The sequence below is a fragment of the Agarivorans sp. DSG3-1 genome, assembly GCF_046774965.1.
Taxonomy (GTDB): Bacteria; Pseudomonadota; Gammaproteobacteria; order Enterobacterales; family Celerinatantimonadaceae; genus Agarivorans.
Map to the genome: position 1 here is coordinate 2,163,559 of NZ_CP177241.1, position 22,298 is coordinate 2,185,856.

At 45.1% G+C, this 22,298-nt stretch carries 20 protein-coding genes; 13 read left to right on the forward strand and 7 right to left on the reverse strand.

The features are described from left to right. Positions 1–17 precede the first annotated feature (17 nt). The 3 genes from ACLD71_RS10120 to ACLD71_RS10130 all read right to left on the reverse strand — a co-directional run bounded on the left by ACLD71_RS10120 (position 18) and on the right by ACLD71_RS10130 (position 2,494). Positions 18–872, reverse strand: coding sequence for a hypothetical protein (locus ACLD71_RS10120; protein ID WP_411994539.1), 855 nt, complete (start codon positions 870–872; stop codon positions 18–20). A 175-nt stretch (positions 873–1,047) separates the two neighbouring features. Then, positions 1,048–2,130 (reverse strand): L-dopachrome tautomerase-related protein, encoded by a 1,083-nt coding sequence (locus ACLD71_RS10125; protein WP_411994541.1) that lies wholly within the window; start codon positions 2,128–2,130, stop codon positions 1,048–1,050. Between the two features lie 73 nt (positions 2,131–2,203). Next, positions 2,204–2,494, reverse strand: coding sequence for a putative quinol monooxygenase (locus tag ACLD71_RS10130; RefSeq protein WP_137672259.1), 291 nt, complete (start codon positions 2,492–2,494; stop codon positions 2,204–2,206). Between the two features lie 249 nt (positions 2,495–2,743). On the opposite strand from ACLD71_RS10130, the gene ACLD71_RS10135 reads away from it, so the two are divergent. From ACLD71_RS10135 to ACLD71_RS10190, 12 genes are all read left to right on the forward strand, one after another. Further along, a complete protein-coding gene (locus tag ACLD71_RS10135; RefSeq protein WP_411994543.1) occupies positions 2,744–3,664 on the forward strand; it encodes a LysR family transcriptional regulator in 921 nt (306 codons plus the stop codon). Between the two features lie 451 nt (positions 3,665–4,115). After that, on the forward strand, positions 4,116–4,709 hold the full coding sequence (gene betI / locus ACLD71_RS10140; protein WP_137672257.1) for a transcriptional regulator BetI: 594 nt from the start codon (positions 4,116–4,118) through the stop codon (positions 4,707–4,709). A gap of 47 nt (positions 4,710–4,756) precedes the next feature. Further along, on the forward strand, positions 4,757–6,211 hold the full coding sequence (betB, locus tag ACLD71_RS10145) for a betaine-aldehyde dehydrogenase (RefSeq protein ID WP_411994845.1): 1,455 nt from the start codon (positions 4,757–4,759) through the stop codon (positions 6,209–6,211). A 69-nt stretch (positions 6,212–6,280) separates the two neighbouring features. Beyond that, positions 6,281–7,975, forward strand: a complete 1,695-nt coding sequence (betA, locus tag ACLD71_RS10150; RefSeq protein ID WP_137672255.1) for a choline dehydrogenase — start codon at positions 6,281–6,283, stop codon at positions 7,973–7,975. A gap of 132 nt (positions 7,976–8,107) precedes the next feature. After that, positions 8,108–9,055 carry a choline ABC transporter substrate-binding protein gene (locus ACLD71_RS10155; RefSeq protein WP_137672254.1) on the forward strand — a complete coding sequence of 316 codons (948 nt, stop codon included), beginning with the start codon at positions 8,108–8,110 and terminating at the stop codon, positions 9,053–9,055. A gap of 92 nt (positions 9,056–9,147) precedes the next feature. Then, a complete protein-coding gene (gene choW / locus ACLD71_RS10160) occupies positions 9,148–9,996 on the forward strand; it encodes a choline ABC transporter permease subunit (protein ID WP_411994546.1) in 849 nt (282 codons plus the stop codon). A 2-nt stretch (positions 9,997–9,998) separates the two neighbouring features. Next, positions 9,999–11,195: a choline ABC transporter ATP-binding protein gene (gene choV, locus ACLD71_RS10165; protein WP_411994547.1), complete on the forward strand. Its 1,197-nt coding sequence runs from the start codon at positions 9,999–10,001 to the stop codon at positions 11,193–11,195. Between the two features lie 85 nt (positions 11,196–11,280). Continuing rightward, entirely contained in the window at positions 11,281–11,862 is a 582-nt protein-coding gene (locus tag ACLD71_RS10170; RefSeq protein ID WP_411994549.1) for a hypothetical protein, read from the forward strand. A 143-nt stretch (positions 11,863–12,005) separates the two neighbouring features. Further along, the gene (locus ACLD71_RS10175; protein ID WP_137672250.1) at positions 12,006–12,662 is read left to right on the forward strand and encodes an OB-fold-containig protein; all 657 of its coding nucleotides are present in this window, start codon (positions 12,006–12,008) and stop codon (positions 12,660–12,662) included. Positions 12,663–12,701: 39 nt separating this feature from the next. Continuing rightward, entirely contained in the window at positions 12,702–14,447 is a 1,746-nt protein-coding gene (locus ACLD71_RS10180; protein ID WP_137672249.1) for a flotillin family protein, read from the forward strand. A gap of 598 nt (positions 14,448–15,045) precedes the next feature. After that, the gene (locus ACLD71_RS10185) at positions 15,046–16,680 is read left to right on the forward strand and encodes a dihydroxyacetone kinase subunit DhaK (protein WP_137672248.1); all 1,635 of its coding nucleotides are present in this window, start codon (positions 15,046–15,048) and stop codon (positions 16,678–16,680) included. Between the two features lie 10 nt (positions 16,681–16,690). Next, positions 16,691–17,767: a glycerol dehydrogenase gene (locus ACLD71_RS10190; protein ID WP_411994552.1), complete on the forward strand. Its 1,077-nt coding sequence runs from the start codon at positions 16,691–16,693 to the stop codon at positions 17,765–17,767. A gap of 108 nt (positions 17,768–17,875) precedes the next feature. On the opposite strand, the gene ACLD71_RS10195 is transcribed toward ACLD71_RS10190, so the two are convergent. The 4 genes from ACLD71_RS10195 to norV are packed head-to-tail and all read right to left on the reverse strand — an operon-like array spanning position 17,876 to position 21,101. Next, on the reverse strand, positions 17,876–18,211 hold the full coding sequence (locus tag ACLD71_RS10195; protein WP_411994554.1) for a DUF1971 domain-containing protein: 336 nt from the start codon (positions 18,209–18,211) through the stop codon (positions 17,876–17,878). 31 nt (positions 18,212–18,242) lie between these two features. Then, positions 18,243–18,425 carry a hypothetical protein gene (locus ACLD71_RS10200; RefSeq protein ID WP_137672245.1) on the reverse strand — a complete coding sequence of 61 codons (183 nt, stop codon included), beginning with the start codon at positions 18,423–18,425 and terminating at the stop codon, positions 18,243–18,245. Positions 18,426–18,459: 34 nt separating this feature from the next. Continuing rightward, entirely contained in the window at positions 18,460–19,608 is a 1,149-nt protein-coding gene (norW, locus tag ACLD71_RS10205) for an NADH:flavorubredoxin reductase NorW (protein ID WP_411994556.1), read from the reverse strand. Positions 19,609–19,619: 11 nt separating this feature from the next. Continuing rightward, the gene (norV, locus tag ACLD71_RS10210; RefSeq protein ID WP_411994558.1) at positions 19,620–21,101 is read right to left on the reverse strand and encodes an anaerobic nitric oxide reductase flavorubredoxin; all 1,482 of its coding nucleotides are present in this window, start codon (positions 21,099–21,101) and stop codon (positions 19,620–19,622) included. 467 nt (positions 21,102–21,568) lie between these two features. Here norV and ACLD71_RS10215 point away from each other — a divergent pair, with 467 nt between their 5' ends. Beyond that, positions 21,569–22,177: a PEP-CTERM sorting domain-containing protein gene (locus tag ACLD71_RS10215; RefSeq protein ID WP_411994560.1), complete on the forward strand. Its 609-nt coding sequence runs from the start codon at positions 21,569–21,571 to the stop codon at positions 22,175–22,177. Positions 22,178–22,298 lie beyond the last annotated feature (121 nt).

The following is a 22,298-nucleotide window of genomic DNA, read 5'->3' on the forward strand; positions in this document are numbered from 1 at the left end:
GCCTTACAAGCCGTTATCTAAGGAACGCGAACAAAGTGATACTTAAGATCAGCACTTGAATAATAAACCGAGCCTGAAGGGTTATCGGGATCTCGCATCTCTATTAAAATTTCTATCCCTTCGTCGATAAGGAGCGGGTTATCTAGAGTTATTGTTTGTTCCCTAGTAATCTGATGTTCGGCTAGTAAATCCCTGCTCCCGAGGCGCCTTAAAATTACGTTAAGTAGCCTAACTCCGTTGATTGGTAGAGCATTCGCTATGTGGTATCCATTGTAGTATTCGACTGCTACTAAGGCTGAAGCTTTTGGGCATGTAGTTATGTGAGCAACTCGCTTGTCGGGAAGTTCCGGGAAGCTACTTAATGAGCCGCTTCCAACAAATGAAATTCCTCGACGAACTAGGCTCCTATCCTCACTAATATAGTTACCAGATTGGGCCCGCCCGACTGAATCAAAGTAAGTAAAAGCATCGTTGAAATGGTATTCAAACAGGTGCTGAGCAATATCTTCTGCCCCCCGGTTTGATCTTCCTGTAACTAAGATCTTGTATCGTCCTGATTCACTAAAAAAGCGCGGGTCGTCGGTAGGTATTTCCATTTCGCCGTCAGATAAGTCAGATAAGAGCATGCGATTTAGAATATTTTGGGAGGCATAATCATAACGAATAAGCTCGATTTCCACTGAACGAAGTGAGTCGTTTTCAACTTCTGCTTGCCAACTTATTGGAATGATGCAACCAGCAGAGCGAACGACCATTGTGAGTGGGCATTGCAGTGTTACCTGTACGCTAGGGGTATCATCGCGCGTACGAATGATAACTATCACAATTATAGCTATAAGTAAGATTACTATAAATATAGATAAGCCAAGCATGTGAGCTTCCTTAAGTGCTTAGTGGGCTTACTAGATGAATCTGCAATATATAAACCAAAGCGATAAGTTATTGATGTTTATGTAACTAAAGAAAGCTAAGTATTCGTGAGTAGAATATTTGTAAAGTAAGCTGACAAGATATGAAGACCACTTCATATCTTGTCTATTCATTCTTCTAATCTAACTTGATGCGCAACACATGGTAGGGCTTGCTTGAGCCTTCTTCCCCTCGGTTAAACGCTGGGTGAAGATGCAGTGAGTTTTGAGTCACGTACAAGTAGCCATTTTGAATTGAGAAACCATCGGCCCAAGACAATAGTTCGTCGTCTTGTGCAAAGAGCTTGTAACCATTTTGGTTGGCAATGCCAATGGCATTTTTCTCAATGTCGCCCACATAAATATCACCGTTGTCAGAGATAATCATGCCATCGCTTGGGCGCTTTTCACTAAAGAACTCGATACTCTGGCCAAGCTTGTCAGCACTTAGCTTTTCATTCGCTAAGGCTTGAGCGGGAATGCGGTAAATAGCACTACCGTTTACCGAGCCAAAATATAGCCACTGGTTGTTGGCATCAATAGTGATTGGGTTTAAGCCTAGGTACAGCGCATCTACATTACCGTTTTCACGTTTGGTGGCCATTGGCGCGTTATCTATTCGCACTTCATGTTCTGGAGACAATAAGGCTTTATGTGATTGCAGTACTCGGCGAGATTCGCCTGTTACCAAATCAACTACCACAAAGGCTGGAGCCGCTTCACCGTATAGGTTTCCTAAGCTGGTATCAGCAATGTACATTTGCTGGCGCAGGGTATCTAAGGCGAAGTCTTGTAGGAAAGAGTTGCCTACCATTACCTCTTTGCTTATCTCGATACGTTTGAACAGGGTATTGTTTACGCTGTCCCAAGCAACAATTTGGGCGGGGGCGTCGGCGCTGCCCATATCCAAAATCCACACTACGCCATCTTTGGTGCTGTCGATGCCAATCACCGACGAAAAGCCAACTTCGCCCTTTTCGGGGCCGTTTGCCCAATCTTGAGTGGGGTAGGGCTGGGTTGAGCCGTCTTTCATTAGCTCAACCACTCTAAATTCTGGCGTATCTAGGGGCTGCATAGATAAAAAGGTGCGGCCTTGCGGAGTAACGGTAATGTTACCTGGGCGAGTGCCTTCTAGCTGCGCAACCACTTCTATGTTGGCTGCTTGTGCGGTGTTAATGAGCAATGCGGTGCTTAGTGCCAATAATGTGCTTAGCTTTTTCATGTGAAGCCTCTTTCCTTTTAAGCCCCGCTAATACAGGGCTTGGTGTGTCGTGTGTAAGTTTTGGTGTGCCTAGTTAAGCGATTTTTGTCATTTCGTTTAGGGTGAAGCTAGCTACTGCTCCGTCGGTGGCTGCCATGTAATCGGCTAAATGTTGGTTGCCCATGTGTGCTTGCCAAAGTTCACGCGAGGTCCAGTTTTCGTAAAAAGTGAAGTGCGCTGGGTTTTCGTTGTCTTGGTGAAGGTCGTAGTTAATGCAGCCTTCTTCGGCGCGGGTAATCTCAATCAGTTTTAGTAGCTCTGCCTTTACCAATTCAATTTTGTCTGCATTGGCAACAATGTTTGCAACGATAGTTAATGTAGTCATAGGGTCTTCCTCAGTTGTTTAATTTTGCGCCGCTGTTGCAGTGCCTTGTTGGTATGGAAGTATAGTAGTGGCGAAATTGACAATGAAAAACAGGCTTTAGTTTGAATTATTATCAAACAGTTTTTGAAAATAATGATGGCTTACTCTGCTAAGCAGGCTTATTGCCTTGGCTCTTGTTTGCTGTATTTACTTGATTAGCTGCTAATATCGATACAATAAATAGTTGATTATCAAATTTTGGTAGACAGTATGCTTCTTGAAGATTTACAGGTGATTTTAAAAGTGGCGGAGTTTCGCAGTATTACTGCTGCGGCCACTAATTTAGATATGCGTACCGCCACGGCCAGTGCGGCAGTAAAAAGAGTAGAAGCCTCACTGGGCGCAGAATTATTTATACGGACCACTCGCCACCTTCGTTTATCGTCTGCGGGTGAGCGTTATTTGCCACAGTGCCAGCAAGCTTTAAAAATGCTTGAGCAGGCCAAGTTAAATATGCGCGAAGATTTAGGCATTATTGATGGCGAAATTCGAATTTCTCTGTCGTCTGATTTAGGGCGAAACTTAATTACCCCTTGGCTAGATGAGTTTTTACTTGAGTACCCCAAGGTGGAGTTGCGCAGCAGCATTAGTGACAGCAACATTGATTTTTATCGTGACTCGGTAGATATGGCGCTGCGTTATGGCTCACCGAATGATGCCAACATGTATGGCTTTAAGATTTGTGATGTACCCAGGTTGGTATGTGCAAGCCCCGAATACATAGCTGAACATGGCACGCCTAGCGGGCCAGCTAAGCTAATTGAACACAACGTTCTGCTGTATCAACTACACGATATTTTGCAAGACGAATGGCAGTTTGACGATGGCCAGCAAAAGCACAAAGTGAAGCTAGAAGGCAATCGAGCATCTAATGACGGGGACTTAGTCAGGCGCTGGTGCGTGGCAGGCAAGGGCATTGCCGTTAAGTCTTGTCTTGATATGTCGCGCGACTTATTAGCCGGCCGAGTACTAAGCGTAATGCCGCAATACCAAGCCACCCCTACCGAGCTATGGTTAGTCTGCCCTAGTCGTCAATCTATTACGCCTACGGTGCGTTTATTGCGCGATCTTTTTAGAGAGAAAACCGAGACCATTCTTAATGAGATGCATAAAAAGGGTATTTTGACCTGAGTGGTTACGGTACCTTTACTGGCGCTTGGGCTGTTGTTTTAGCAAGCAAGCTCAGCCTTTGTTACCTTGGTTTTTGATCTTTTAGGCGCTTCTTTCAAATTATTTTTTTGTGAAGATGTATTCATTTTTTAGCTGGGCTAAGCGTGGCTAGTTGCTGGTGTTTTTCTGTTGTGTACCGCTTTTTTGGGCCGGTCTCTCATTCGATAATTACTTCGCTATCTACTTGAAATAACTAAATAGAAATCATTCCCACTTCTTATTTTGGCGCTTTAAACCTCTGTTTTGGGCTTGTTTAGCCACGAGTAAAAGCCGCTGCCAGATTCGCGGTAAATCAGCCTTGAAAGCCATCCCGCCTGCCCTTGAACGCACTGAGCAAACTTTGACTTTTATTTGAATTGCTGTAAATTTATTTTTAATTGCACGTTCAATTAAGAAACATTTAAGTAACAATATGCCAAAAGTAGGAATGCCCGAAATACGCCGACCGCAACTTGTAGAAGCCACTATGGCGGTGATTGACGAGGTGGGATTATCGGGCGCTAGCGTTACCTTAATCAGTAAAAAAGCGGGCGTATCTTCAGGGATCATTCATCACTACTTTGGTGGCAAACATGGTTTATTAGAAGAAACCATGCGCACCGTGTTACGTCGGTTATCTGCTACGTCTATCGCGCACTTACAAGCCGCAGACCCTAATAACGTTACCGCTAGGGTTATGGCGATTGTGGCAGCTAATTTTGATGGCTACCAAGTAGAAAGCAAAGTGGTAAAAACCTGGTTGGCCTTTTGGGCGCAGGCGATGCACGACAGCGATTTACACCGATTACAGCGGGTTAACGAGCGCCGCTTGTTGTCGCATCTTCGTTATGAACTAAAACAAGCCTTACCCGCCGAGCAAGCGCTGTTTGTGGCACAGGGTATTGCTGCCTTAATTGACGGCATTTGGCTACGGGGCGCGCTAAATCCCGATGGTATTTCTCCAGAGAATGCGCAAAAAATCATTTCCGATTATCTCGAAAAGCAGCTCGCGCCTTATTTGAGCTGACGTTTATCTATGCAATCATTATTAATTATCAAGGCATTTTGATGAAAATGAAGTCTCTTTACATCCATGGTCAGGCAATTGATGCCACATCAGTTGACACGTTTATTACTGCTAATCCCGCCACTGGCGAGCCATTAGCGGAAGTTGGCCAAGCATCGGCTGACGATGTAGACCGTGCCGTTGCCTCGGCGCAACAGGGCTTTAAAGTGTGGTCGGCGATGAGCGGTATGGAGCGAGGCCGCATTATGATGCGTGCAGTTGCTATATTGCGTGAACGCAACGACGAGCTAGCTGAGCTAGAAGTAAAAGATACCGGCAAGCCCATTCAAGAAGCTATTGAAGTAGATATTGTGACAGGCGCCGATGTGATTGAATATTACGCGGGGCTAGCGGCGGCTATTCAAGGCCAGCAACAAGACTTAGGCCATGGCCAATTTTTTTATACGCGTCGCGAACCCTTAGGTGTATGCGCTGGTATTGGTGCATGGAATTACCCTATTCAAATTGCCATGTGGAAATCTGCCCCAGCATTAGCCGCCGGCAACGCCATGGTGTTTAAACCCTCTGAAGAAACCCCTTTATCAGTATTAAAATTAGCTGAGATCTTTACCGAAGCAGGCCTACCAGACGGCGTATTTAACGTGGTGCAAGGTGACTACCGCGTTGGCCAAATGCTCTCTCGCCATGCCGATATTGCCAAAGTGTCTTTCACGGGTGAATCAGGCACTGGCAAAAAAGTGATGGCCGATGCAGCCGGCACCCTTAAAGACATCACCATGGAACTGGGCGGTAAATCGCCATTGATTGTGTTTGATGACGCTAAGTTAGATAACGCGGTATCGGCAGCCATGCTCGCCAATTTTTATACCCAAGGTGAAGTATGTACTAACGGTACGCGGGTATTTGTTCATGATGCTATTTATGAGCAATTTGTTGAGCAGATTGCCCACCGAACAAGCAAGTTGCAGATTGGCGACCCCAGCAATATGGCGACGCAAATTGGCGCGCTTATCTGTGAAGATCACCTGCACAAAGTGCTGGGCTTTATTGAGGCGGGTAAACAATCTGGTGCGCGCCTGATATGCGGTGGCGAACGCGAAACCGCCAATGGCTTAGACAAAGGCTATTTTGTGCAGCCCACCATTTTTGCCGATTGCAGCGACGATATGCCGCAAGTGCAGGAAGAGATCTTTGGCCCAGTAATGTCGATTCTACGTTTTAGTGATGAAGATGAAGTGATTAAGCGTGCCAATGCTACCCAATATGGCTTAGCCGCGGGTTTGTTTACCCAAAACTTATCACGTGCTCATCGGGTGATTGCGCAAATAGAAGCGGGCATTTGTTGGGTAAATACTTGGGGTGGCTCGCCAGCAGAAATGCCTGTGGGCGGTTACAAGCAATCGGGCATTGGCAGAGAAAACGGTATTGAAACACTTAATCATTACACTCAAAACAAGAGTGTGTTGATTGAACTGGGTGATCTTGAGTGTCCTTACGAGTAAGCCAGATACAGTGGTTATGTTGGGTCTAGGAAATTGCACACCTTATTGGTTGGAACGTAAGGGAAAGAAATGAACACCAAGTATGATTACATTATTGTTGGCGCGGGTTCTGCGGGCTGTGTATTAGCTAACCGCTTAAGTGCCTCGGGCAAGCACTCGGTTTTGCTGCTAGAAGCTGGTGGCAGTGATAGCAGTATTTTCATTCAAATGCCTACGGCGCTGTCTTACCCCATGAACAGTGATAAATATGCCTGGCAGTTTGAAAGCCTGCCAGAAGCTGGCATAGATAATCGCCGCTTACATTGCCCTAGAGGGCGAGTGCTGGGCGGCAGCTCATCGATTAATGGCATGGTATATGTGCGTGGCCATGCTTGCGATTTTGATGAGTGGGTAGAGCAAGGCGCTGCTGGCTGGAGTTACCAAGAGTGCTTGCCATATTTTCGTCGTGCGGAATCGTGGATCGGCGGCGAAGATGCCTACCGAGGTGGCGATGGCCCACTAGCCACGTGTAATGGCAATAACATGACACTAAACCCGCTTTACCAAGCCTTTATTGATGCTGGGCAGCAAGCAGGCTACCCAAAAACCAGCGACTACAACGGTTATCAGCAAGAGGGTTTTGGCCCAATGCATATGACTGTAGACAAAGGCGTACGCGCCTCAAGTTCTAACGCTTATTTACGTAGCGCCAATAAGCGTAAAAACCTTAGCGTAAAACAAGGTGTGGTGACTCGCAAAGTGCTGTTAAAAGACAAGCGTGCGGTAGGTGTTGAAATTGAAGTCGGTGGAAAAATTCAATCGATTTATGCCAACAACGAGGTGATATTGTCGGCGGGTTCTGTTGGCTCGCCGCAGCTATTGCAGCTGTCTGGCATTGGCCCCAAAGCAGTGCTAAAAGATGCTGGTATTGCCCTAGAGCATGATTTACCCGGCGTGGGTGAGAATTTGCAAGATCATCTAGAAGTGTATTTTCAGTATGCTTGTCGCCAAGCGATTACCCTTAACAGTAAACTAGGGCTAATTAGCAAAGGTTTGATTGGCACTCGCTGGATACTATTAAAAGATGGCTTAGGGGCGACTAATCACTTTGAGTCCTGCGCCTTTATTCGTTCGCGAGCAGGCTTAAAATGGCCGAATATTCAGTATCACTTTTTGCCTGCCGCGATGCGTTACGACGGCCAAGCAGCGTTTGACGGACATGGATTTCAGTTACATGTTGGACCAAACAAACCGCAAAGTCGTGGCCGCATTAGGGTGAAATCTGCCGATCCACATGGCAAACCAAACATCGAATTTAACTACATGAGTACCGCGCAAGATAAACAAGATTGGCGCGATTGTATCCGTTTAAGCCGCGAGATTTTGGCACAGCCAGCCATGGATGACTACCGCGGTGAAGAGATTCAACCGGGCGTAGATATTGATAGCGATGAAGAGATAGATGCTTGGGTAAGGCAAAATGTAGAAAGTGCCTATCACCCTTCTTGTAGCTGCAAAATGGGCGCTGATAACGACCCAATGGCGGTGCTTAATCAGCATTGTCAGGTTAGGGGGATTGCTGGTTTACGGGTGGTCGATTCTTCAGTATTCCCAACCATCCCTAACGGTAACCTTAACGCTCCTACCATTATGGTCGCCGAGAAAGTCGCAGACGCTATTTTAGGTAATTCACCGCTTGCTGCCTCAGATGCAGCAACATGGATTGCTCCCAATTGGGACACCGAGCAACGCACAGGTAGTGCACAACGCCCCGCCTTTCGCTGACAAAGAACACTTAAAACACATAACAGTTTACTGGAGACGAAGATCGCTCCAGTAGTTTGCTACACGCAAGAATTTGTTAGGGGCTGAATGTACGCCCTGCTAACGCTCACTACGGACTAAAAAGGAAGAGTCATGAACAATACACCGATTAAACGCGCCATTATTGGTAGTACCGCTTTACTACTGAGTTTTTCAGCCTCAACCGTTGCTGCCGCGCAATGTGACACAGTGCGTTTTTCTGATGTAGGTTGGACAGATATTACTGCCACAACCGCAATTACCAGTGAACTACTTAAAGGCTTGGGTTACCAAACCACGACTCAGTTGTTGTCTGTGCCTGTGACTTACTCGTCTATGGCCAACAACGACATCGACGTGTTCTTAGGTAACTGGATGCCTACCATGGAAGCCGACATTGCCAAGTATCGCGAGCAAGGAACCGTTGAAACGGTGCGCGCCAATTTAGAAGGTGCTAAGTACACCCTGGCGGTACCTAAATATGTTTACGATGCGGGCGTACATAGCTTTGCCGATTTGGCCAAGCATAAAGAACAGCTTCGAGGTCGTATTTATGGCATTGAGCCAGGTAATGATGGTAACCGCCTTATTCAAGATATGATCGACAAAAATGCTTTTGATCTAAAAGGTTTCAAACTGATTGAATCAAGCGAAGCGGGCATGGTGTCGCAAGTAAAACGCGCCGTTGACCGCGAGCAATGGGTGGCCTTTTTAGGCTGGGCGCCGCATCCAATGAACAGCAATTTTGATATGGCTTACCTCGACGGTGGCGACGACTTCTTTGGCCCTAACTACGGTGGCGCTAATGTTTACACTAACGTGCGTAAAGGCTACCTAGAAACCTGTTCAAACGTAGGTCAGTTGCTTAAAAATTTAAGCTTTAATTTGGAAATGGAAAACCAACTGATGGCGAGCATTTTAGATGACAAACAACAGCCTGATGCAGCAGCCAAAGCCTGGTTAAAAGCTAATCCTGAAGCCTTTGCTGAATGGCTTAAGCAAGTAACTGCGCGTGACGGTAGTGATGCTAGCAAAGCGCTACAAACTTACTTAAACATCTAGTTCGCGTTTAGCTCGCTGCGGCAAACTGCCACAGCGAGTTAGCGTTATTTTATTAATTTAATCAACACAATACAGACCATTAAGGAGTAACAGTGGACTTTATTACAGAGCATAAAATCCCATTAGGTGAATGGATGGCCACCTTCGTGGATTGGCTAACCTACAGCGCTGCCGGATTTTTTGACTCAGTGTCGTATACCCTCGAATCAGTAATTATGTTTTTGGTGGAGCTATTTAAATGGTTTCCGCCTTCGGTGCCCATTGTGGTTACCGCCTTATTAGCGTGGTTTTTGCACCGCAGTATTTCCCTCGTGGTATTTATCGTAGCTGCCTTGCTACTGATTATGAACCTAGGGTACTGGGAAGAGATGCTTGAAACGCTGGTATTGGTGCTAAGTGCTACCACTATTTCGTTGTTGGTAGGCGTGCCAATCGGCATTGTTGCCGCACATAAACCTTGGTTATACACCATACTCAGGCCCATTCTCGATTTGATGCAAACCATTCCCACCTTTGTTTATTTAATTCCCACCTTAGTGCTATTTGGTTTAGGGGTGGTTCCGGGTCTTATTTCTACCATTATTTTTGCCATTGCTGCTCCAATACGTCTCACTTATTTAGGCGTTAGCCGGGTACCAGCTGAACTGGTTGAAGCTGGTAAAGCATTCGGCGCTAGCCGACTGAAATTACTGCTTAAGGTTGAGCTTCCGGCGGCAATGCCAAATATTATGGCAGGGGTAACCCAGTGCATTATGTTGTCTTTATCGATGGTAGTAATTGCCGCGCTAGTAGGGGCCGATGGCTTAGGTAAACCAGTAGTTCGCGCGTTAAACACCGTGAATATTGCCCAAGGTTTTGAAGCAGGATTAGCGATTGTATTGGTGGCGATTATTTTAGACCGCTTATGTAAAAGCCCCGCTAGCCAGAACAAAGAGGGATAGGCATGAGTGCAATTAGTATTAAAAACTTAGATGTGCTGTTTGGTTTTCAAACCGCCAAATCTTTAGCTTTGCTGGACCAAGGCGCTAGTCGCCAAGAGATTATCGATGCCACTGGCGACGTGGTAGGGGTTCACGATGTTAGCCTTGATATTAAAAAGGGTGAGATTTGCGTATTAATGGGCTTGTCTGGTTCGGGCAAGTCGAGCTTGTTACGGGCGATTAATGGGTTAAATACGGTTACCCGTGGCTCACTCACTATTGAAGATGGTGACCAGCCAATTGATTTGGCTAATTGTGATAAAGCGGCCTTGCGCCACTTGCGTACTAATCGCATTTCAATGGTGTTTCAAAAGTTTGCCCTGATGCCTTGGTTAAGCGTGTTAGATAACGCTGCATTTGGTTTAGAGATGCAAGGCATCGCTAAAGCAGAGCGCAGACGCTTGGCCGAAGAAACTCTCGAGCTCGTTGGCTTAGCCGAGTGGAAAGATAACTTCCCGCATGAGCTATCGGGTGGCATGCAACAAAGGGTTGGGCTGGCGCGAGCATTTACCATGGATAGCGATATTTTATTAATGGATGAACCGTTCTCGGCGCTGGATCCTTTGATAAGAACCCAGCTACAAGATGAACTGTTAGAGCTACAACGTAAGCTAAACAAAACCATCGTATTTGTAAGCCATGATTTAGACGAAGCGCTAAAGCTGGGCAACAAAATTGCCATTATGGAATCGGGCCGTGTAATACAGCACGGTAGACCAGAAGACATAGTGCTTAACCCCAAAACAGAATACGTAAGAGAGTTTGTTGCGCATACTAATCCGCTAAATGTGCTGTGTGGTCGTTCTTTAATGACCGAAACCAGTGAGCTTAAAACCCAAAACGATAAGCTGGTATTGAGCGAGTATGATCAAAGCTACATTGAAGTGAATCATTTAAAGCAGGTGGTATCGGTAACACGCGGAAACAAACTTTTGCCTCTGCATAGGTGGCAAGAGGGCGACAACATAGAATCCCTAAGTAAAGATAGCCAAGTGATTGCTCCGGCTGATGTGTCTATGCGTGAAGGTTTAGAAATTCGCTATAGAACAGGGTTACCGGTGTTACTGGCTGATGAGGGTGTGCTGGTGGGAGTATTAGCTGATAATGATTTCTACCATGCGCTGCTAGGTAAACACTTTTCTTATGAAGCGAGCGCCTAAATATTTTCTCAATATTGTTGGTGATGGTAATAACCCTTTACTGATGACGATAAGTATTTAAAACAAGCCATAAAGGCGGATCAATATGATTCGCCTTTTTTGTATTCATCAGTTTATAAAAATTACGTACGACTCACTGGGTAAGCGCTGCATTGCAAAAATGGCCTTAACAGCAAAAAAGTCTATTAAGGCCGTGCTTATCTTAGTAGAATCTTGGTCAATAAAGGTTAGTGATTTAAATGTTACTAATCTTAAGGTAAAACATTCGAAGGGAGTCGGTGCGTTGCTTAAATGGAAAGTATTTTTTTGGCTTGGTGTAATTGCCACCATCGCTAATATTTTGCTTAGCGTATATCAAGATAAACCAGCTATTGGGGTGTTGCTATCAACGCTCATAACAGCGGTACTGTTAGTTCCCTATTACGGTTATGCTTATCAAAAAGCGCTGGCAACAGTAACGCTTTGGAAGATACTGCTATGGTTAGAAGCCTTGCTAATGGCCTTTGTTCTGCTATTTGCAGTGATTGGCCAAGTGGCTTATTTAGCGGGTGAAGGTGGTGTTTCAGTCGCCTTGTTAGGTTCAGTACTTATATTGTTAGTTTGTCCGCTTACCTTAATTCCCCCTTATCGTTATGTATATCGCTCAAATGCGTTGTGGAATATTTAACCATGATGTTTCTTTTGGGAAAATATGAGCATTAAAAACCAAGGTTAACAGTGGCCATAATAATTTATTAATGGCTGGCGGTTAATCTTGTTTCGTAAAGTGCCACTTTTTAACATGTAGGTTTACGGCAGAAAGGATGCTGAATGTACGATTTTTTAGTTGCTGATATTAATACCAGTTTTACAATTTGTTTAGCCTTTGTACTGGGCTTGGCCTTATTTGAAATACTGGGTTCTTTAATAGGCTTAAGTTTATTAAATACACTGGATGACTTACTGCCCATTGATATAGATATTGATATGGATGCCGACGTAAATAGCGGCGCGCTCTCAGGTGTGTTGGGTTGGTTGTATCTACATCAGTTGCCATTGTTGGTGTGGCTTATTCTGTTTTTAAGCAGTTTTGGCTTGGCCGGTCTCACGGTGAACTATTTAAGCCTTTCCAATGGGAATTGGTTATTTCCCTCTTTTGTTAGCCATCTAGCAGCACTGGTGTTTGCGATTCTAAGTACTCGGTTTTTAGGACGAGGCATCGCCAAGGTGTTCCCTAAAAGTCAATCTAGCGCGGTATCTAAACACGGTTTTAAAGGTCTACAAGCCAGAATAACTATTGGTACCGCTACCATCGGCAGCCCAGCCGAAGCGGTGTGTGTAGACCAACATGGGCAAAAACACTATTTAATGGTGCAACCTATAGATAGCGATGATTCGTTTCCTATGGGCACCGCCATTGTTCTACTAGAGCGCCATAAAAAATATTGGACCGCCAGCAAACTCAACGAATTATTAAACGATCATTAAGGATAAAGTGTGGATTTTTTAGGAAGTAGCAATAGCATAATGTTTTACTTAATTTGGGTCGGTGTGGGGCTTATTGCCTTTTTCACCATTGGTTTGATTTTAGCCAAATTGTATACCCGAGCGACCAAAGAAACCGCTTTTGTACGTACCGGTTTAGGCGGCGAAAAAGTGGTGAAAGATGGCGGTGCTATTGTGTTGCCAGTGGTACACGAAACCATTCCGGTGAATATGAATACCCTGCGCATTGAAGTAGAAAAGACTCAGAAAGACGCCTTGATTACTAAAGACAGAATGCGGGTAGATGTTAAAGCTGACTTTTACTTACGAGTAGCGCCTAACAGCGAAGGTATCTCGATGGCGGCGCAAACATTGGGTACGCGCACCATGCGAGTAGAGGAGCTGAAAAAGCTGATGGAATCTAAGTTTGTTGACGTGTTGCGCTCGGTAGCGGCAGAAATGTCGATGACAGAGATGCATGAGCAGCGTTCTGATTTTGTGCAAAAAGTACAACAGAACGTGATGAACGATTTGGAGAAAAACGGTCTAGAACTGGAATCTGTTTCGTTAACGGGTTTTGACCAAACCGACTTGCAGTTTTTTAATGAAAACAACGCTTTTGATGCCGAAGGCCGCGCTCGATTAACTAAAATCATTGAAGAGAAACGCAAAGAAACTAACGACATTCAACAAGAGAACCGCATCAAGATTGAGCAGCGTAACCTAGAAGCTGAGAAACAATCTCTTGAAGTGAATAAGCAAGAAGAAGAAGCCAAGCTAAACCAAGAGCAAGTGTTGGCGTTTAAACGTGCTGAGCAAAAAGCCGAGATTGCCAAAAGCCGCGAAATGAAAGAGCAAGAAGAGCGTGAAGCCGAGATTGCTAAAGAGCGCGCGCTAGAGTCTGCCGAAATCGAAAAATCACGCGATATTGAAACCCGTGAAATTGATAAGAGTAAGGCGTTAGAGCAGGCTTCGATTCAGCGTGAACGCGATTTAGAAGTGGCTGAGCAAGACAAACAAATTGCGGTTGCGCAAAAATCAGAAGAAGAATCAGCGGCTCGTGCTAAAGCTGCCGAAGCTGAAAAACTGATGGTTGAAAAGAGTGAAGCGGTAACCACTGCGCGCCAAATTGCCGAAGCCAATCGTCGTAAAGAGATTGAGGTAATTGACGCACTTAAAGAAGCAGAGCGTGACGCGGTGGGTATCACCGTTCAAGCAGAAGCTGAGAAGCAAGTAGCACAAGATAAGTCATCAGCTATTTTAATTGAAGCTAAAGCCGAAGCCGATGCTAAGAAACTACTGGCCGATGCTGATGAGAAAGTTTATGCAGTAGAGGCTGCCGGTAAGCAAGCCATGTACGAAGCTGAGAATACTTTGCGTGACGAGCAGGTAGAGTTGCAAAAATCTCTGGCCATTTTAAAAATTCTGCCAGAGCTAGTCGCCAGTGCGGTTAAGCCTTTAGAGAATATAGAGGGCATTAAAATCTTACAGGGTTATGGTGCTGGCAAGGGTGGAGCAGTGGATGGTGGTTCGGGAGGCGGCAATAAAGGCCTTGCTGAGCAAGTGACTGAAGCCGCTTTAGGTTACCGCGCTAATGCGCCATTGGTAGACGCAATGCTTAAAGAGGTGGGGTTAGTGGATAAAAACAATGGCTGTTTGGAAGATTTACTGACAGGCCATTCGAATATTATTCAAGATGCCTTAAGCGTGACAGAGCAAGAAAGTACGCCTGCTCAAGTATCTGAAAAACCTTCTGCTTTGCCAGAGAAACCAGAAGCTGTTTACTAGACCTTAGCGAATGAGGAGGGCTTCTGTGCCCTCCTTTTTTTAGCAGTAATGTAAACGAGCTGCAGTGAATCCCACCGCTAATCTTTAGTGGCTCAGGCCACCGATACGCCACTTCTTGACGCCAGTTTTGGTTTCATATTTTACCTTGGGGCATGGCCCTAGCATCACATATTCTTGCCAAACCTCACATTTTTGTAAACGTTTACATTAAACTGTTTGCTTTAAAGGCCGAGCAGGAACACATTATGTTCCTAATTATTGCAGACCTTGTATTTAGGCCTTTGGTTGATTGATGTACCAATATTAAAGCATATGCTTTGCTTTTTTGGGCTTTCTATCAGCGCTTCGGTACTGGAAGCGGGCTTTACTGCTCGATTGGAAGAAAACCACTAGTTAGCTTATATCAGTTGTTTTTTTACATTTAAATGTAAACGTTTCCATTTTTGGGCTTGCCACCAAATAGGCGCTGCTCATGGCATGTTGGGGTAGGCAAGCAATACAGCCTTATCAAGCGCTTATCTTTGCGGTGAAACGGTTAGCAATACAGTTAAACAGTTTTTGTGAGATTTAGAATAGCAGCATATTACGGAGATTTTAGATGGCTGATTTAGTGATTAACGAACGAGAATCGTGGGTAAATGACTCGATTGACGGCACCTTGTATACGCAGCAGCACAACAACTTAACTCGCTTAGATTTTGGTAATGACATTAAGGTGATTGCTCGAACTGATTGGCAAAAAGACAAAGTAGCCATTATTTGTGGCGGTGGCTCTGGGCATGAGCCAGCCCATGCAGGTTTTGTGGGTAAAGGTATGTTAACCGCAGCAGTATGCGGTGACTTATTTGCGGCTCCCAGTGTAGACGCTGTACTAAACGCTATTTTGCATGTGACTGGCGATGCCGGTTGTTTAGTGGTGATTAAGAACTACACCGGAGATCGCCTTAATTTCGGCTTGGCTTGTGAGAAAGCCAAAGAAATGGGCCGCAACGTAGAGATGGTGATAGTGAGTGACGATATCTCTATTCCCGAAAACCCTAAACCACGTGGCATTGCCGGTACCCTATTTGTTCATAAGGTGGCCGGTTATGTAGCCGAGCAAGGCGAAGACTTAGCGACGGTGACAAAAGCTGCGCAAGATACCATTGATTCTATCGCCAGTATTGGCATCGCTTTAAGTAGTTGTACATTGCCGGGTGATGATAGTGCAGACCGCATTGCGGCTGGCAAAGCAGAGTTAGGTTTAGGGATTCATGGTGAAGCGGGCATTGAAACCATTGAGTTACGCCAGTGCAAAGAGCTAGTGAGCATTATGTCTGACAAGCTACTCACTGCTTGTCCAAGTGAATGCCATGCGGTGTTAATTAATAATTTAGGCGGCTTGTCACCGATTGAAATGAACGTGGTGACTAAAGATGTTGTTGAATCAAACCTTGGGAAAAACGCTGAGTTATTTATTGGCCCTGCGCCCTTAATGACCGCCATTGATATGAAGGGGTTTTCGATCTCTATCTTGAAGCTTGATGAGCTTAAGCGCCAAGCATTGCTTAGCGATACCGTAACGGCTGCGTGGCCTGGCGTAAGTAAAAAACAAACAGTGGTGGTGACCCAATGTGAATCTCAATCTTCGCAGATTACATTTAGCCCTTCGCAAAATGAGGCCGTTGCAAACGCATTACGCACCGTGTGCAGCACCATTATCGACAACGAAGCAGCGCTCAATCACTTGGATACCATTGTAGGTGACGGTGATACCGGTTCTACCTTTGCTTCTGGAGCACGTAAAGTGCTGGCTGAGTTAGACGCTAATCAACTACCGCTAAATGAGCCGGGACTGTTAATGACCGTGATTGGCCAACAGTTAACCACGGTAATGGGCGGATCTTCAGGGGTATTGTTATCCATTTTCTTCACTGCTGCCGGTCGCGAGTTCACCGCGACAAATAACTTAGTTGCTGCTTTCCAGTCTGGCTTAGCGCGAATGATGGAGTACGGCGGTGCCGCGGTAGGTGATCGCACCATGATTGATGCACTTTACCCTGCTTTTGAGGCTTGGGGGGCTAACGGCTTTGCCGCTGCGGTTGAAGCTGCTAAAGCTGGCGCAAATAGCACTTTAGATATGACTAAAGCCAATGCCGGTCGCTCTTCTTATTTAAACAGCGATACCTTGAATGGGGTTAAAGACCCTGGTGCATTTGCCGTTGAGCAAGTATTTGAATCATTGAACAAGTAAGGAGAACAACATGGATAAGATTATAATTTCACCCAGCAAATACATTCAAGGTGAAGGCGCTCTGCATAACATTGGCCAGTATGTTTCCACTTACGGTAAGCAACCGTTAGTGATTGCCGATGATTTTGTCATGGGTTTAACTCAAGCTACTGTTGAAGCTAGCTTCAATGATCAGGCAGTAGATTTTGATGTTTTTAATGGCGAATGTTCACGCGACGAAATTAACCGCTTAATCGATAAAACAGGCTCAGTTAATGCCGATGTCATTATTGGCATCGGCGGCGGAAAAACCTTAGATACCGCCAAGGCCGTCGCTTTTTACTCTAAGTTGCCCGTGGTGATTGTGCCGACGATTGCGTCTACCGATGCGCCAACCAGCGCGTTGGCGGTGATTTACACCCCAGAAGGCGAGTTTAGCGAGTACTTGATGTTCCCTTCAAACCCTAACATGGTGATTATGGACACCGCCATTATTGCTGCGGCGCCGGTTCGCCTAATTGTTGCTGGCATGGGAGATGCCCTGTCTACTTGGTTTGAGGCGCGCGCGAATATGCACTCTGGCAAAGCCACTATGGCGGGTGGTGCACCCACTCGCGCTGCTCAAGCTTTGGCTAAATTGTGTTTTGAAACCTTATTAGCCGATGGCTTTAAAGCCAAAGTAGCGGTTGAAAACAAAGTCAGTACTAAAGCGGTAGAGAACATTATTGAAGCCAATACTTACTTAAGTGGTCTTGGATTTGAGAGCTCTGGTTTAGCCGCTGCGCATGCGATTCATAATGGCTTAACCAAGCTGGAAGAGTGTCATCATTTACTCCACGGTGAGAAAGTCGCCTTTGGCACGCTGACTCAGCTCGTGTTAGAAAATGCACCACTGGAAGAAACTACCCAAGTGATTGATTTTTGTAAGTCGATTGGTTTACCAACCAACCTCACGGACATGGGCGTAAAAGAGATTAACCGAGATAAACTGTTGAGTGTGGCAGAGGCTTCTTGTGCCGATGGTGAAACCATTCACAACATGCCATTCCCGGTAAGCGCTCAGGCAGTGTTGTCTGCGATGCTTACTGCACATCAGCTGGGGAGTTAAGCTGACAACTGTTGCTTGAGTTGAAGTTTGAATAAAATACCGAAGGCATTAATGCCCTCGGTATTATTGGGTTTAAGCACGTAAGTTAGTACTTATTAGCGCTTTTGCTTATTTACTATTAAACATCTTCTCGCCTGTTTTATCGGTAGCAGACCAGAAGTTGATATTGAATTGGGCATCGTTACTCAACTCAATACGGTGCCAGTATTGTGGTGGGCTAGTGGCAAAACTGCCGGCGCTTATTACTACTTTTACTTCTGGCTCAGTGGCTTCTGCATCAGCAAAGCCATAATAGGTTACTGTACCTTCCATTACGCAGAGCTGGCCAAATACACCTTCCGCCGTATTATGGTGGCTCAGCAATGCTGCAGGTACGTTGTTTTTGGTGAAAAATGGCGTAGAGCGTTGAATCGTCCAAGTGGCTGGAATTCGCAGGTGGCTCATAATCACTTCCTCTCTATAGTGAATAATCGATCTAGGGCTTAGTTGTTGTTACTAGTCTGTTGGTTTGCTGTCGCAAAGCGGCAACCAGAGATAAGACAACAGGCATTAATAAGCGCAATCTTGCTTGCTTAGTTATGCCAAGTTGCTGGTAACTATGTCGGCTTTCTTCTAGATGGTGCTCTGCCGTTTGGTTCTCTAAAAACAATTGGTACATAGTATTTACTCCTCTTTGTTGCCGCTAAGTAAGGCTATTGGCCCGATATTTTGCGTAAAAGTGGGAAGGCTTGATTAAGCTGTTGGTCGGTGACGACAAAGCCAGTCATTTGGTGTTGAGCGTTGTATGCCTCTGCGACTACGCCTTGCTTCTCAAAGCCTACTTTCCATGTTGAATTAGCATCAAAGCTGCCACCTACTTGAATAGGATAAGTGGGCGTTTTTACCTTCACCATCATTGGGGTAAGTGCTAATTGTGCTGGCTGATCGAGCAGTTGCTTGGCTAACACATTAGCACTCAAAATAATCGGTTGTAGGTAAGCCATAACCTTGCCGTCTATTTCTGCACAGTCCCCTATGGCATAAACGTTTTTGGCCGACGTTGCTAACTGCTTGTTAACGACTATTCCACGGTTTACAACAATACCTGCTTGAGTCGCCAAGAGGCTGTTGGCACGTAAACCAGCGGCGGAAATTACCGTATCTACCTTGAACGTTTTTCCTTGTTTGCTGGTCACGGTTGTTGTTGCTTCACCCTCGGTTGTATTTAAGGAAACTACGCTGTCATACAGGGCGAGGGTTATGCCCGCTTCATGCAGTTGTTGCTCTAAACGTAGGGCAATAAAATCGGGAGCAACATTGGCAAGTAAGCGGCTGTTGGGCTCCACTATAATGACTTCTTTACCGTTGGTGCGTAAGTCCATCGCGAGCTCTACACCTATTAAGCCGCCGCCCATTATTAACACGCTAGAGCTTGCGTTAATGCTTGCTTGAGCTTGGCGGTATTCCACCAAGCTATTTAAAGTAATAATGCTGGTTGCATTATTACCTTTGAGCGCAGGCACAAAGGTGCTGGCGCCAGTGGCGAAAACAAGCTTTGAGTAAGGATAAAGCTGACCATTGGCCGTAATGGTTTGCTTGGCGGTACAAACGCTCTCTACTTTAGTATTGGCAAACAGCTCAAGCTGATAACGCTTGGCAAACTCTGCTGCAGGTAGTTGAATTAAGGCGTCAACACTTTGTTGTTTGCTAAAGGCATGACTAAGGTCAGGCTTGTTATATTCATTGCCCTCGTCTGAGGTGAAGACTTGAATACTCAACTGAGAGTCTGTTCTGCGTAGTGTTTTTACTAACTGGTAAGCAGCAAAGCCACTGCCAATAATGATGATAGGTGCAGGCATCATTGCTCCTCTTATTATCCGTTATGCTCAACATATACATCTTTGCCCAAGTTACACTCGGGGCAGAGGAAGTAATCAGGCACGTTGGCCCAGGGCGTATTGGCTGCTACACCTTGATTTGCCTCACCTATTGCCGGGTCGTAAACCCAGTTACATACGGTGCAAATCATGCACTGGCAATCTGCAGGGTGGGCGGTGGTGGTGTTGGTTTCGCTGATGGCATGGCTAGCAGGAGCGGTTTGATTAACAGCCGCTGCTGTGCCAGAGTTTTGTACTTGGGCCGATACACTGTCTAAGGGATGTAGCGCCCATTGCTTGGCTATCTGGCGACCATGTTCACGGCATTCGCGCATGGCTTTGCCATCTGGTCGCCATTTGGTTTTTAAGCTTATTGCTGTTTCAAAGCCCGCATCGCTTAGGCGAGTATGGATACGGTCTACCGCACCGCCATTCCAGCCATAACTACCAAAAGCGGCCGCTTTCTTTTCTTTAAAACGCAATCCGGTAATCTCTTCTAACATGCCTGCAATTTTAGGCATCATTACGTTATTCATGGTGGATGAGCCTACCAATAAGCCTTTAGAGCGGAAGGTGTGAGAGAGGATTTCGTTTTTGTCGTGCTTGGATACGTTAAACACTTTTACCGCAACACCGGGATCAACATCATGAATACCTTGGGCAATAGCATCTGCCATCATGCGTGTATTGTTAGACATAGAATCGTAAAAAATAGTGATCTTGTCTTCTTGGTAGTTGTTGGCCCATTCAAGGTATTGATGAATGATTTGAGCTGGGTTGTCACGCCACACTACGCCGTGTGAGGTGGCAATCATATCAACCGGCAAGTTGAAGCTGAGTACTTCATTGATTTTGGCTGTCACTAAGCTGCTAAACGGTGTAAGAATGTTTGCGTAGTAGCGAAGGCACTGTTCTTTTAACTCATTTTGATCGACTTCGTCGTTAAACAAGTGCTCGTCACAGTAGTGCTGACCAAAGGCGTCGTTGCTAAATAGTACCGCGTCTTCTGTTAGGTAGGTCATCATGCTGTCTGGCCAATGTAGCATGGGTGCTTCTACAAAAATTAGCTGCTTACCATTACCAATATCAAGGCTGTCACCAGTTTTTATGGTTTTAAAGTTCCATTCTGGATGATGGTGGTGTCCTACGATTGAATCAATCGCCGCCTCGGTGCAATAAATTGGCGTATTAGGAATTTTTTCCATTAACGCAGAGAGCGCGCCAGAGTGATCTTCTTCCGCGTGATTGATCACAATGAAATCGATGCTTTGCAGGTCGATTTCCATTTCTAGGTTTTGAATAAACTGCAGGCTGAATCGGTGATCTACGGTGTCGATTAATACTGTTTTCTCTTCGCGGATGAGATAGCTGTTATAGCTTGTTCCGCGAGTCATTTTATATTCTGTACCGTGAAAGTCTTGTACTTCCCAGTCGCGTTGGCCTACCCAGTGAATGTTGTTTTTTACATGAATGGTCATAGCTTACTACCTAAATAACTATTAATTTGATTTGCTATTCAGGTTATTGCATAGCGTGTGCCATGATGATAAGCATTTGTTTTAATTGTGTTTATTTTTAAATGTATATTTTGTGGAGTCTTTATGACTCTTTGTTTGGCGTGTGGTGAAGTGTCTATATGACTCCTTGGTGTTTTTTTAAATGCTTAAGCGCGTTAATCGTTTTTTAGTTGAGCGGCTCTGGGGGCGATTCAGCGTTTGTTGTTGGTTGGCTAGTTTACGTGGTGGCTAATTACTGCCTCCATATTCTCCTAAAAATATACGGCGCTAAACCGTCAAGTTTATTTACACTTTAGCTAATAGTACGGGTGAGATGATAAATTATATTATAAATTTCAGTCGCTTACTAACTGGCTCAATTTGTGCTTTATGTCGCCACGTTAATAACACTATCAACAAATATTTATTTCAAGACTTAAGGAATGACTTTGAAAAAGATTATCGGATTACTAAGTACTTTATTGCTGAGTACAGCTGTACAAGCCACCCCAATTTCTAGTGGTTTAATTATTGAAGGCACCACTTTTGGTAGCAACAACGCTTTTCAGTTTTTTAACAACTCAACAGATGGCGAGCAAATTACATCTATTACTTGGGACTTAACCTCAATTGGCGCATTTTTTGATTCAACTGATACTAGCCCTGGTAACAGCAGCAGCCCAATTACTTTAGGCTCTTCTTCATCTGTAGGTCATGTTTTTCCTACTAATGATGCACTAAATGGCTCGGGTATTTTAACGATTAGCTTTAGTGATTTTGATGCGGGTGAATTTTTCCGTTTTGGTGTGGACACTGACTTCTTAAGTGCGCCAGACGCCGTTGGCTTAAACGGAAACCAGTTCTTTGGTGCCACTGCATTAGCCATATTCTCTGATGGAAGTCAGCGTTTTGGTACTTATGCACCAACAAGTGTTGTGGGTTTCGGTTCTGAAGTTTCTATTGTTGATGCGGTAACCGTTCCTGAGCCAGCAACAGTGTTATTGCTAGGTTTGAGCTTATGTGGTCTTGGTGTATCGCGTAAGAAGAAAAATGCCTAATAGCGTGTAGCTTTACTCGCGAGACATTTTTTGAAACATAAAGTAGCCCAAGCATTGCAAAATGCTTGGGCTACTTTGTGCTAACTATTACTGAAAATTCAGAATGTTTACTTAACGTGAG

Coding starts and splice junctions, on each gene's coding strand:
- norW (WP_411994556.1), bottom strand. CDS start 19,608: ATGATGCCTGCACCTATCATCATTATTGGCAGTGGCTTTGCTGCTTAC.
- betB (WP_411994845.1), top strand. CDS start 4,757: ATGAAGTCTCTTTACATCCATGGTCAGGCAATTGATGCCACATCAGTT.
- ACLD71_RS10120 (WP_411994539.1), bottom strand. CDS start 872: ATGCTTGGCTTATCTATATTTATAGTAATCTTACTTATAGCTATAATT.
- ACLD71_RS10155 (WP_137672254.1), top strand. CDS start 8,108: ATGAACAATACACCGATTAAACGCGCCATTATTGGTAGTACCGCTTTA.
- ACLD71_RS10180 (WP_137672249.1), top strand. CDS start 12,702: ATGTTTTACTTAATTTGGGTCGGTGTGGGGCTTATTGCCTTTTTCACC.
- betI (WP_137672257.1), top strand. CDS start 4,116: ATGCCAAAAGTAGGAATGCCCGAAATACGCCGACCGCAACTTGTAGAA.
- ACLD71_RS10170 (WP_411994549.1), top strand. CDS start 11,281: ATGATTCGCCTTTTTTGTATTCATCAGTTTATAAAAATTACGTACGAC.
- ACLD71_RS10190 (WP_411994552.1), top strand. CDS start 16,691: ATGGATAAGATTATAATTTCACCCAGCAAATACATTCAAGGTGAAGGC.
- ACLD71_RS10175 (WP_137672250.1), top strand. CDS start 12,006: ATGTACGATTTTTTAGTTGCTGATATTAATACCAGTTTTACAATTTGT.
- ACLD71_RS10185 (WP_137672248.1), top strand. CDS start 15,046: ATGGCTGATTTAGTGATTAACGAACGAGAATCGTGGGTAAATGACTCG.
- ACLD71_RS10135 (WP_411994543.1), top strand. CDS start 2,744: ATGCTTCTTGAAGATTTACAGGTGATTTTAAAAGTGGCGGAGTTTCGC.
- ACLD71_RS10130 (WP_137672259.1), bottom strand. CDS start 2,494: ATGACTACATTAACTATCGTTGCAAACATTGTTGCCAATGCAGACAAA.
- betA (WP_137672255.1), top strand. CDS start 6,281: ATGAACACCAAGTATGATTACATTATTGTTGGCGCGGGTTCTGCGGGC.
- choV (WP_411994547.1), top strand. CDS start 9,999: ATGAGTGCAATTAGTATTAAAAACTTAGATGTGCTGTTTGGTTTTCAA.
- ACLD71_RS10195 (WP_411994554.1), bottom strand. CDS start 18,211: ATGAGCCACCTGCGAATTCCAGCCACTTGGACGATTCAACGCTCTACG.
- ACLD71_RS10200 (WP_137672245.1), bottom strand. CDS start 18,425: ATGTACCAATTGTTTTTAGAGAACCAAACGGCAGAGCACCATCTAGAA.
- ACLD71_RS10125 (WP_411994541.1), bottom strand. CDS start 2,130: ATGAAAAAGCTAAGCACATTATTGGCACTAAGCACCGCATTGCTCATT.
- norV (WP_411994558.1), bottom strand. CDS start 21,101: ATGACCATTCATGTAAAAAACAACATTCACTGGGTAGGCCAACGCGAC.